The following is an 11,027-nucleotide window of genomic DNA, read 5'->3' as shown; positions in this document are numbered from 1 at the left end:
GCACCCCGCCCCGCAGCGGACCCCTGGGTCGGCGCGCCCGGGGTAACCGGTCTGCCGCCGGCCCGGCCGGGGACGTCGCTCCGGCCGGGCGGTGCCACCCCGGCCCACTGGGACTGGCCGGTGACGCCCGGTGGCTCCGCTGCCGCGCCCGACCCGTCCGCCACGCCGGCCGACGCCGGCCGACCGACGGACGGCCCTCTCCCCACCGCCGGCCCGTCAGACGAGCCGGCCCTAACGGCCGGCCCGCCGGGCGGGCCGATCCTCACCGCCGGCGAATCGGATGCGGTGGAGGTCGCTGTTTCGAGCACCGGGCCGGAACCGGGTGAGCACCAGGACCGGGCCGCTCCGACCGTGCCGTCCTCCGTCCCGGAACGGACGCCGGCCGCCGACCGGCCGACGTCGCCGATAGCGACACCGGACATCCCTCACGGCAGATCCGCCGAGCCGGTCCCGGAGGTCGGTGCGGGCGGCACCGAGGAGCCCGTCTCCGGGATCGGGCCGCGTCGACCCCCCGAGCCGGCGCAGGGGGACGGGCCAGCGCCGAAGGACGGGCCGGCCGAGACCGCGCAGCCCGTGACGGCCGCCGCGCCCCGGCCCCGCCCGAAACGGACCCGCACCACCCGTCCGGCGGATCCCGCCACCGGCCCGACGGCCACCGAGGCGAGCACACCCGCCCCGGCGCGGACCGCCGGCCCGGCGGACGCCAGCACGTCGGCGGCCGAGCCGGTTGCCCGCACCCGGCACCTCCTGCCCGACCTGGCCAGCGCCGGGAGCTGGGAGGCCTTCGGCCTCAACGATTCGTCGTCCGGCCCGGCACTGCCCTTCCCGGACACCGAGCCGGACGGTGGGGTCCGTACGCCGATCGCCTTGCGCTGGGACGCCGCCTCGTCCGATCCGGCCACCGTGGCCCCGACCGACGGCCGGCGCGCCACCGCCCGGACCGACCCGGACGGACCTACGGCGGTGACCGGCCCGGACGGATCCGCCGGGGAGCACCGTCCGGACGGATCCGCCGGGAACGCCGGCCCGGACGGATCCGATGCCGGGTCGACCTCGACGCGGTCCCGGTTCCGGCGGGGCCTGTTCCGGCGCGGCCGGGCCAAGGACGGTGATCCGGTCAACGACGGCCCGACGGAGGAGCCGATGGCCGCCCAGGACGAGGAGTTCGTCGACTGGGTCGCCGGGCTGGGCAAGCCGCTGGCCGACAACGAGCCGGAGACGCAGAGCGCCCGGCGGTCCCTGCGCGGCACCGGCCGCCACCACCGCGACCTGGGCTGACCCGACGCCAGCTTCCTGACCAACGGGAGGGTGGCGGGGCCGGACGGCCGGCCCCGCCACCGTTCGTCGGTCAGGCCTGCGGCAGGTACACCCGGCCGCCCGAGGAGACGAACTCCTCCGACTTGTCCTTCATGCCGCGCGCGGCGTAGTCCTTCAACTCCTGCGTGATCTTCATGGAGCAGAACTTCGGCCCGCACATGGAACAGAAGTGCGCGGTCTTCGCCGGTGCGGCGGGCAGCGTCGCGTCGTGGTACGACCGCGCGGTCTCCGGGTCGAGCGAGAGGTTGAACTGGTCCTCCCAGCGGAACTCGAACCGCGCCTTGGACAGCGCGTCGTCCCAGGCCTGCGCGCCGGGGTGCCCCTTGGCCAGGTCCGCCGCGTGCGCCGCGATCTTGTACGCGATCACGCCCGCCTTGACGTCGTCCCGGTCGGGCAGGCCGAGGTGCTCCTTCGGGGTGACGTAGCAGAGCATCGCGGTGCCGAACATGCCGATCATCGCGGCCCCGATGGCGGAGGTGATGTGGTCGTACGCGGGCGCGATGTCGGTGGTCAGCGGCCCGAGGGTGTAGAACGGGGCCTCGTGGCACCACTCCTGCTGGAGGTCCACGTTCTCCTTGATCTTGTGCATCGGCACGTGGCCCGGGCCCTCGATCATCACCTGGACGTCGTACTCCCAGGCGATCCTCGTCAGCTCGCCGAGGGTTTTCAGCTCGGCGAACTGCGCCTCGTCGTTGGCGTCGGCGATCGAGCCGGGGCGCAGCCCGTCGCCCAGCGAGAAGGTCACGTCGTAGCGCGCGAGGATCTCGCACAACTCGCGGAAGTTGGTGTAGAGGAAGTTCTCCTCGTGGTGCGCCAGGCACCAGGCGGCCATGATCGAACCACCACGTGAGACGATCCCGGTGACCCGGTCGACCGCCAGCGGCACGTACGGCAGCAACACCCCGGCGTGCACGGTCATGTAGTCCACGCCCTGCTCGGCCTGCTCGATGACGGTCTCCCGGAACACCTCCCAGCTGAGCTTCACCGGGTCGCCGCCGACCTTCTCCAGCGCCTGGTAGATCGGCACGGTGCCGATAGGCACCGGCGAGTTGCGGACGATCGCCTCCCGGGTCTCGTGGATCCGCTTGCCGGTCGACAGGTCCATCACGGTGTCCGCGCCCCAACGGGTGGCCCAGGTCAGCTTCTCCACCTCCTCGGCGACGGACGAGGTGACGGCCGAGGTGCCGATGTTGGCGTTCACCTTCACCAGGAACGCCTTGCCGATGATCGCCGGCTCGCACTCCGGGTGGTTGACGTTCAGCGGCAGCACCGCCCGACCGGCCGCGATCTCGTCCCGGACGAACTCCGGCGCCAGCCCCTCCCGTATCGCCACGAACTCCATCTCCGGGGTGACGGTCCCGGCCCGCGCGTACGCGAGCTGGGTGGGCCGCTTCCCGTCCACCCCGGCCAGCGGCGTGCCGGCACCCCGCACGGGTGCGACGTCGCCCCGGGAGGCGATCCACGGGCCGCGCAGCGGTGGCAGCCCCACCTCCGGATCCGAACCCGGGCCGGAGGTGTCGTAGAGGCGTACCGGAGGGTTCTCCCCGGTCAGCTCCACCTCGGCGAACGGCACCCGGACGTCCGGCCGTGACCCCTCGACGTAGACCTTGCGACGTGCCTGCATGACAGCCTCCCTGATGGTCAACCGGACCAGCCGAAGTGGTCCAACGGGCCGTGTCCCGCGCCCAACTCCCAGTCCCGCGCGCCGGTCAGCGCGCGGGCGACGTACTCCTTGGCGGCGGCGACCGCGACCGGTACCGGATCGCCCGCCGCCAGCCGAACGGCTATCGCCGCCGAGAACGAACAGCCCGTGCCGTGCTGGTGCCGGGTGTCCACCCGGGGCCCACGCAGCAGCGTGGTCGCACCGCCCCCGTAGAGCACGTCCACCGCCTCACCGTCCGCGTCGACGTCGCCGCCGGTCACCACCACCCAGGCAGGGCCGCCCGCGGCGAGCGCCCGGGCCGCCGCGACCATCTCCTCGACCGTGGTCACCGGGTGCCCGGTGAGGGCCGCGGCCTCCGCGCGGTTCGGCGTCGCCACCTCCGCGTACGGCAACAGCCGTTCGACCGCCTCCACCACGCCCAGGGTGTGCCCGCTGGTGGCGACCAGCACCGGGTCGACGACCAGGTGCGGCAGCCGGCCCGCCCTGGCCGCCTCGGCGACCGCGTCGGCGACGGCCGGGCTGCCGAGCATCCCCGTCTTCACCGCGCTCACCGTGAAGTCGGTCAGGACGCTGTCCAGCTGGTCGGTGACGGTGCCGGGAGGCAGCGGCAGCACCGCGTCCACGCCCCGGGTGTTCTGTGCGGTGATCGCGGTGATCACGCTGGTGCCGTACGCGCCCAGCGCGGCGAAGACCTTGAGGTCGGCCTGGATGCCCGCGCCCGCGCCGGAGTCCGATCCGGCGATGGTGAGCACGGTCGTCGGCGTCACTGCTGTCCCCTTCCGGTGGAGGGCTGCGGGATTGGCGGCACCGTGCTGGCCGCCTCCGCGAAGGCTCCGCCCAGCGTGGTGGCCGCCGTGGTGGGGTCGTCGGCGCGCATGATCGCGCCGAGCACGGCCACCCCGACGGCGCCGGCCGCGACGCAGGCGCCGACCTGTTCGGGGGTTTCGATGCCGCCGAGTGCGAGGGCCGGACACGGGCTGTGCCGGATCAGCCGCCGCAGCCCGGACGGGTGCAGGGCGGGTCCGTAGCCGGGTTTGGTCCTGGTCGGCCACACCGGCGACAGGGTCACGTAGTCCTCGGTGGTCAACCGGGCCAGCTCCGCCTCGTCGTGGCAGGAACGGCCGACCAGTCCGACGGCCGGCGGCGGGTACGGGCCGGCCGCCGGCAGGTGGACGGCGTCGCCGTCGAGCGGGTCCGGGCCGGCGACGACCAGCGTGCCGCCGACGTCGGCGAGGATCGCGCGCAGTTCGGCGGCGAGCGCGAGCCGCTCGGGACGCGGCAGGTCCTTCTCCCGCAGCACCACCCATCGCGCTCCCCCTGCGGCGGCCCCCGCCACGACCTCGGCCAGCGGCCTGCGCGCCACTCGCCGATCGGTGAGCACCACGATCCCGGTCGGCGCCCGCACACGGATCTTGGCGGGGAACCGCCCCTCCGAGGGCCGGAACCCCCCACGATCCCCGGGAGCCGGAGCCGGCACCGTGGGCAGTTCCACGGCGGGCGTCACAGGTCTGGCCTTCCCTCGTCCGGGGTGGAGGGAAGGGCGTGGAAACGGCGGGCGATCCGCCCGGCGCCGTACGCGAGCCGGCCGGCCTCGACGGCGTACCGCATCGCGGTCGCCATCGCCACCGGGTCCTCGGCCCGGGTGACGGCGCTGGCCAACAGCACCGCGTCGCAGCCCAGTTCCATGGCGAGCGCCGCGTCGGAGGCGGTGCCGATGCCGGCGTCGAGGACGACCGGCACGTCCACGCTCTGCCGGATCAGCCGGATGTGGTGCGGGTTGTTCACACCCAGCCCGGAACCGATCGGCGCGCCGGCCGGCATCACCGCCGCGCAGCCGACGTCGGCCAGCCGGCGGGCCAGGATCGGGTCGTCCGAGGTGTAGGGCAGGACGGTGAACCCGTCGGCGACCAGTTCCTCGGCAGCCCGCAGCAACTCCACCCCGTCGGGCAGCAGCGTGCGCTCGTCGCCGATCACCTCCAGCTTCACCCAGTCGGTGTCGAACGCGTCCCGGGCCAGGTGCGCCACCTTCACCGCCTCGGCCGCCGTGTAGCAGCCGGCGGTGTTCGGCAGCAGCCGCACCCCGCACCGGTCCAGCAGGTCCAGCAGCCCGCCGGCGGTGCCCGGCGCGGTGTCGACGCGACGCAGGGCCAGGGTGACCAGCTCGGTGCCGGACGCCCGGATCGCCTGCTCCAGCACGTGCAGGTTTGCCGCGCCGCCGGTACCGAGGATCAGCCGGGAACCGAAGGTGACACCGTCGATCTCGAACGACATGCCGGTCACCCGCCCTGGGCGGCGCTGAGCACCTCGACCCGGTCGCCGTCGCGCAGCACCGTCGCCGGCCAGCCGGTACGCGGCACCACCTCGCCGTTGACCGCGACCGCGAGACCGCGCTGCTGGTCGGTGACGGCGCGCACGACGTCGGCCACCGTGGCTCCGCCGGGCACGGTCCGCCCGGCGCCGTTGACGATCAGTTCCACGTACGCTCCTTTTCGGTGCTCGCCGCGGTGAAGCGGTCCGGCGTGAACGGCGCGAGCAGCGGATCCGCCCTCCCGGTGACGACCAGCTCGGTGATCAGGTCGGCGGTGACCGGGGTGAGCACGATGCCGTGCCGGTGGTGGCCGGTGGCCGCCAGCACGCCGGGATGGTCGGGCAGCGGGCCGAGGATCGGGGCGTTGTCCGGCGTGCCGGGGCGCAGCCCGGCGGCCGTCTCCACCAGGTCGTACTCGGCCAGGTCGGGAAGCAGGTCGACGGCGGCGCGCAGCAGTCGCAGCACGGCCCCGGCGGTCACCGCGGTGTCGGCGCGTTCCTCGACGGTCGCCCCGACCACCACCTCACCGTCGGCGCGGGGCACCAGGTAGACGGACTCGCCGTCGGCGTACCCCCGGATCACGTGCCGGAAGTCGGGCGCGGCGCGGCCGGGCGCGCGGAGCCGGAGCATCTGCCCCTTCACCGGTCTTACCGGCAGCCCGGTGAGCGCGGCGGCGCCGCAGCCGGCGGCGACCACGGTGACCCGGGCGTCCACGTCGGCCAGGCGCGCGACCTGGCCGGGGACCAGCGTCGCGCCGGCCCGCTCGGCCGCCGCCCGCAGCGCGACGACCAACCGGCGCGGGTCGACCTGGTGGTCGCCGGGGGCGACCGCGCCGCCACGCACCCGGGGCGCCAGCGCCGGTTCGCGTTCCCGCAGCTGCGAGGGGCGCAGCGGCGTGATCGGCAGTCCCAGCCCCTGCTGGTACGACCACAGCCGGCGCGACTCGGCCAGGTCGTCGCCGGTCAGCCCGACCATCAGGGTGCCCTCGGTCCGGTACCCGAACTCCGTGCCGGCGGCCTCGGCCAGTGCGGCGGCGAAGGCGGGCCAACGGGCGGCGGACTCGGCGAGCAGCCCGGTCAGCTCGTGTTCCCCGAAGTACGCCTCGGCGACCGGGGCGAGCATCCCGGCGGCGACCCGGGCGGCGCCGGAGCCCGGGGCGGGATCGTGGACCACGACACGCAGCCCGCGGGAGGCGCACCGCCACGCGATCGCCAGCCCGACCGGTCCCGCCCCCACCACGGCGACGTCCGGTCGGGTCAGCACGTCAGGGCCCCGAGCAGTTCCTCGGTGGCCTGTGCCGGGTCGGCCGCCTGCGACAGCGCCGCCACCACCGCCACCCCGTACGCCCCGGCGGCCCGCAACGCCGGCACCGCCGCCGCGGTCACCCCGCCGATGGCGATCACCGGTACCCGCACCTCCCGGGTGACGGCACGTACCCCGGCGGGGCCGATCGGATCGGGCAGCCCGGACTTGGTGCTGGTCCCGTAGCAGGGGCCGACGCCCAGGTAGCTGGCCCCGGCGGCGACCGCCTCGGCGGCGGCGACCGGTTCCCGGGCGGTGGCCCCGAGCACGGCGGCGGCGCCGAGCACCCGGCGGGCCGCCCCGACGGGCAGGTCGTCGGCGCCGACGTGCCCACCGGCGGCCCCGGCCGCGAGCGCGACGTGCAGCCGGTCGTTGACCAGGCAGGTCGCCCCGTACGGCGCGCAGAGCGCGACCACCTGTCGGGTCAGTTCGTACGCCTGCCGGTCGGTGGTGTCGTCGGTCACCCGGACCTGGACGACCAGTTCGGCGCGGGCCACCGGCAGGGCGGCACGCAGCACGACGAGGGGATCCCGACCCGGCCGGGTGTCGGTGATCAGATGCAGTCGCCCGAGGGACGGCACGGCAACTCTCCTCCCTGCGCCGGCATTACCCGGATCAGGTTCGACGGTCGGGGGCTTCAGCCCCCCTCTCAGCCCGGTGCACCGGGCTCCCGTGGGTCACTTGCGGCTTACCGTACGACGAACTCGCCGATTCGCCAAGGCCCGGGCGTGGTTTTCCCGCCGGCCGTCCTCTGGACGGCGGGGCGACGGGTGACCGGCCGGTCACGGCATGCTGTCGGGATGTGGTGTGACAACGGCGCAGCACAGCAGTTCAGCACAACGGTGCAGCGACGCGGGCGTGGTGGCGTGGCGCGGTGGCGTCAGAGGATGGCGTCGAGCGCTTCCAGGTCCTCGTCGCTGGGCTGCCAACCGCCGGCCGCCGCGTTCGCCTGCACCTGCTCGGGGGTGGTGGCGCCGGCGATCACGGAGGCCACCGCCGGCCGGGCGGCCAACCCGCCGATGGCCACGTCGAGCATGGCCAGTCCCCGCTCGCCCGCGTACGCCTCGATCGCCTCGATGGTGTCCCAGTTCGCGGCGGCGAGGCGCTGGGCGTACCGGCCACCGCCGGCCAGCCGGCTGCCGGGGGGTGGTGCCTCGCCCCGCCCGTACTTGCCGGTGAGCAGGCCGTTGGCCAGTGGGAAGAACGGCAGCAGCCCCAGGCCGAAGCGCTCACAGGCGGGAACGACCTCGACCTCGACGTCCCGCTGGAGCAGGCTGTAGTGGTTCTGGGCGCTGACGAACCGGGTCAGGCCGCGGGTCCTCGCGATCCAGTCGGCGTCGGCGATCTGCCAGCCGGTGAAGTTGGAGTTGCCGAGGTAGCGCACCTTGCCGGCCCGGACCAGGTCGTCGAGGGCGGCGAGGGTCTCGTCGATCGGCGTGCCCGGGTCGGGCTCGTGCAGCTGGTACAGGTCGATGTGGTCGGTCTCCAGCCGGCGCAGGGAAGCCTCCACGGCCCGCATGACGTAGCGGCGGGAACCCCGCACCCCGAAGTCCCGGCCGTTGCGGCCCCCCATCGACATGCCGAACTTGGTGGCCACCACCACGTCGTCGCGGCGGCCCTTCAGCGCCTGGCCGAGCAGTTCCTCGGAGGTGCCGTGCGGCTCCCCGTAGATGTCGGCGGTGTCGAAGAAGTTGATCCCGGCGTCGAGCGCGGCGTCGACCACGGCACGGGTGCCGTCGAGGTCGAGTTTGCGGCCGAAGTTGTTGCAGCCGATGCCGACCACGGACACCACGAGCCCGGAGTCGCCCAGCCGGCGGTAGGTCATGTCAGTCACGGCTCCACCCTATGCGGCCCGGTCGGGTGCGCCGCCGGGCCGCCGTCACGCCACGTCCCACACCGGCTCTGGCGTCTCCACCACCTCACCGTCACCCCGGAACAGCACGAACCGGTCGAAGGATCGGGTGAACCACCGGTCGTGGGTCACCGCGACCACCGTCCCGGAGTACGCGGCCAGTCCCGCTTCCAGCGCCTCCGCCGACGCCAGGTCCAGGTTGTCGGTGGGTTCGTCGAGCAGCAGCAGGGTGGCTCCGGACAGCTCCAGCAGCAGCACCAGGAACCGGGCCTGCTGGCCGCCGGAGAGGGTGCCGAAGCGTTGGTCGCCCTGCCCGGCCAGCTCGTACCGGCTGAGTGCGGCCATCGCCGCGTGCCGGTCCATGCCGGCCCGGTGTTCGTCGCCGCGCCACAGGATGTCGACCAGCGTCTTCTCCATCAGCTCCGGCCGGTCGTGGGTCTGCGAGAAGTGGCCGGGCCGGACCCGGGCGCCGAGGCGTACCACCCCGGCGTGGGCGACCGGGGCGAGCGCGGCAGCCGCGTCGACCGGGGTGTGGGCCGGATCGGGGTCGGTGCCGCCCCGGGCGAGCAGCCGGAGGAAGTGGGACTTCCCGGTGCCGTTCGCGCCGAGTACCGCCACCCGGTCGCCGTACCAGAGTTCCAGGTCGAAGGGGTAGGTCAGGCCGTCGAGTTCGAGCTGGTCGCAGACCACCGCGCGCTTGCCGGTCCGCCCGCCGTGCAGCCGCATCCGGATGTCCTGGTCCCTCGGCGGCACGGGCGGCGGCCCGGCCTCCTCGAACTTGCGCAACCGGGTCTGCGCGGCCTGGTACCGCGAGGCCATCCCCGAGTTGTACGCGGCCTTCTGCTTGTACATCAGCATCAGCTCGCGCAGCTTCTCGTGTTCCTCGTCCCACCGTTTGCGCAGCTCGTCGAGGCGGTCGTGCCGGGCCACCCGGGCGCTGTGCCAGCTGGCGAAGCCGCCCGGGTGCACCCAGGCGCTGCCGCCCTCGACGGCGACCACCCGGTCGGCGGTCTGGGCGAGCAGTTCCCGGTCATGGGAGACGTAGAGCACCGACTTGCCGGACTCCCGCAGCCGTGCCTCCAGCCAGCGTTTGCCGGGCACGTCGAGGAAGTTGTCCGGCTCGTCGAGCAGCAGCACCTCGTCGGTGCCGCGCAGCAGAAGCTCCAGGGCGAAGCGTTTCTGCTGGCCACCGGAGAGGGTCCGCACCGGACGCTCCCGGGCGGTGTCCCAGGGCAGGTCCAACACGATGGTGGTGACGGTGTCGAAGAGCACCTCGGCGTCGTACCCGCCGGCCTCGCCCCAGGCGGCGAGCGCGTCCGCGTACGCCAGTTGGGCCTTGCCGGCGGCGGAGCTGTACTTGCCGCGCAGCTCGGCCGCCCGCATGGCCGCCTCGGTCTCGACGAGCCGGCGGCCGGCGTCGCGCAACGCCGGCGGGGCGAGCGCGAGCGCCAGCTCGGCGAGCGTGGTGTCGTCCCCGATCATGCCGATGAACTGCCGCATCACCCCGAGGCCGCCGGCCCGGGCGACCGCGCCGGTCTTCACCGGCAGGTCACCGGCGACCATCCGCAGCAGTGTCGTCTTGCCCGCGCCGTTCGGGCCGACCAGGGCGACCTTGGCGCCCTCACCGACCCGGAACGACACGTCGGCGAAGAGTTCCCGGCCGTCGGGCAGGATGTGCCCTACCCCTGCCACGTCCACGTATCCCACGCCGGCATCCTGCCGGAACGGCCGGCCCGGCCGACACTCGTTTACCGGGTGAGCCGAAGCACCCGGTAGCCCTTCTGGCTGGCGTGCCGGTCGACCTGCCAGCCGGAGTCGACGAGCCACCGGTGCAGCGAGTCGCCGCCGAGGTGGCGGGCCACCACCAGCCAGGCGACGCCGTCCGGGGCGAGTCGGGGCAGCCAGCGGCGCAGTAGCTGGTGCAGCTCGGACTTGCCGATCCTGATCGGCGGGTTGGACCAGATCTGGGTGAAGGTGACGTCGGCGGGCACCTCGTCGGGGGCGACCGCGCGGATCCGGTCGGCGGCGTCGACCCGGCGGGCGTTCTCGGCGGTGAGCGCCCGGGCCCGTTCGTTGACGTCGACCGCCCAGACGGTGGCGGCGGGTGCGCGGGTGGCGAGGACGCAGCTGATCGGTCCGAACCCGGAGCCGATGTCGAGCAGGTCGCCGCCGGTGTCGGTGTCCGGCAGCTCGGCCTTGCGCAGCAGCACGGCGGTACCGGGGTCGAGCCGGTCGGCGGAGAACACCCCACCGGCGGAGGCGAGGGTGTAGTCGCGCCCGGCGACGGAGAACTCGACCTCCCGCGGCTGGGCGTTGGCGGTCGGTTCGGTGGAGAAGTAGTGGTCGCCGGTCACGTCGGGCATTCTCGCACCGGCGTGGCGCCGGGCCGCGGTCGCCTCGGGCAGCAGACCGCGACGCGCCACACCCCAATTTCCCATTATTACCCTCTAAAGGGACAATGACCCCTACTCTAGCTCACATGGTGTATCGGTACGAGTCCGATGAGGACGCCTTCATGGACCCGCGGTCCGGGTCGGACCCGTCGGCGTTCACCCCCGGCCCGCCCGCTCCGGCCGGGCCCTCCC

10 protein-coding genes, 1 pseudogene and 1 riboswitch are annotated in these 11,027 nt (G+C 74.3%); of the genes and pseudogenes, 1 reads left to right on the top strand and 10 read right to left on the bottom strand.

Annotated features, from left to right (window positions below):
* A pseudogene (locus E1165_RS29595) lies at positions 1 to 1,278 on the top strand (hypothetical protein); the annotation flags it as partial.
* A 70-nt stretch (positions 1,279 to 1,348) separates the two neighbouring features.
* On the opposite strand, the gene thiC reads toward E1165_RS29595, so the two are convergent.
* The 10 genes from thiC to E1165_RS25305 all read right to left on the bottom strand — a co-directional run bounded on the left by thiC (position 1,349) and on the right by E1165_RS25305 (position 10,796).
* Positions 1,349 to 2,941 (bottom strand): phosphomethylpyrimidine synthase ThiC, encoded by a 1,593-nt coding sequence (thiC, locus tag E1165_RS25350; protein ID WP_132394243.1) that lies wholly within the window; start codon positions 2,939 to 2,941, stop codon positions 1,349 to 1,351.
* 17 nt (positions 2,942 to 2,958) lie between these two features.
* On the bottom strand, positions 2,959 to 3,747 hold the full coding sequence (thiD, locus tag E1165_RS25345; protein WP_132394242.1) for a bifunctional hydroxymethylpyrimidine kinase/phosphomethylpyrimidine kinase: 789 nt from the start codon (positions 3,745 to 3,747) through the stop codon (positions 2,959 to 2,961).
* The gene (locus E1165_RS25340) at positions 3,744 to 4,385 is read right to left on the bottom strand and encodes a thiamine phosphate synthase (RefSeq protein ID WP_132394247.1); all 642 of its coding nucleotides are present in this window, start codon (positions 4,383 to 4,385) and stop codon (positions 3,744 to 3,746) included. The genes thiD and E1165_RS25340 overlap by 4 nt, the downstream gene beginning before the upstream one ends.
* 95 nt (positions 4,386 to 4,480) lie before the next feature.
* Positions 4,481 to 5,260, bottom strand: coding sequence for a thiazole synthase (locus E1165_RS25335; protein WP_305792156.1), 780 nt, complete (start codon positions 5,258 to 5,260; stop codon positions 4,481 to 4,483).
* Positions 5,257 to 5,457 carry a sulfur carrier protein ThiS gene (gene thiS / locus E1165_RS25330; RefSeq protein ID WP_132186244.1) on the bottom strand — a complete coding sequence of 67 codons (201 nt, stop codon included), beginning with the start codon at positions 5,455 to 5,457 and terminating at the stop codon, positions 5,257 to 5,259. Before thiS ends, E1165_RS25335 begins: the two co-directional genes overlap by 4 nt.
* Positions 5,448 to 6,551, bottom strand: coding sequence for a glycine oxidase ThiO (gene thiO / locus E1165_RS25325; RefSeq protein ID WP_132394240.1), 1,104 nt, complete (start codon positions 6,549 to 6,551; stop codon positions 5,448 to 5,450). Before thiO ends, thiS begins: the two co-directional genes overlap by 10 nt.
* Complete coding sequence (gene thiE, locus E1165_RS25320) at positions 6,545 to 7,171, bottom strand: thiamine phosphate synthase (RefSeq protein ID WP_132394239.1); 627 nt, start codon at positions 7,169 to 7,171, stop codon at positions 6,545 to 6,547. The genes thiO and thiE overlap by 7 nt, the downstream gene beginning before the upstream one ends.
* Positions 7,166 to 7,273, bottom strand: a riboswitch (TPP riboswitch). (Overlaps the previous gene by 6 nt.)
* A 197-nt stretch (positions 7,274 to 7,470) precedes the next feature.
* Positions 7,471 to 8,415, bottom strand: a complete 945-nt coding sequence (locus E1165_RS25315; protein ID WP_132394246.1) for an aldo/keto reductase — start codon at positions 8,413 to 8,415, stop codon at positions 7,471 to 7,473.
* A gap of 54 nt (positions 8,416 to 8,469) precedes the next feature.
* A complete protein-coding gene (locus E1165_RS25310) occupies positions 8,470 to 10,149 on the bottom strand; it encodes an ATP-binding cassette domain-containing protein (RefSeq protein WP_132394238.1) in 1,680 nt (559 codons plus the stop codon).
* Between the two features lie 41 nt (positions 10,150 to 10,190).
* Positions 10,191 to 10,796 (bottom strand): class I SAM-dependent methyltransferase, encoded by a 606-nt coding sequence (locus E1165_RS25305; protein WP_132394245.1) that lies wholly within the window; start codon positions 10,794 to 10,796, stop codon positions 10,191 to 10,193.
* Positions 10,797 to 11,027: the final 231 nt, after the last annotated feature.

It is taken from the genome of Micromonospora sp. KC723 (genome assembly GCF_004348595.1).
Classification (GTDB): domain Bacteria; phylum Actinomycetota; class Actinomycetes; order Mycobacteriales; family Micromonosporaceae; genus Micromonospora.
This window is presented reverse-complemented; position numbering and strand designations above follow the sequence as displayed.

Bases quoted from the DNA above. Each gene is read 5' to 3' on its own strand.
- thiC (WP_132394243.1), bottom strand. From the start codon at position 2,941: ATGCAGGCACGTCGCAAGGTCTACGTCGAGGGGTCACGGCCGGACGTC.
- E1165_RS25315 (WP_132394246.1), bottom strand. From the start codon at position 8,415: ATGACCTACCGCCGGCTGGGCGACTCCGGGCTCGTGGTGTCCGTGGTC.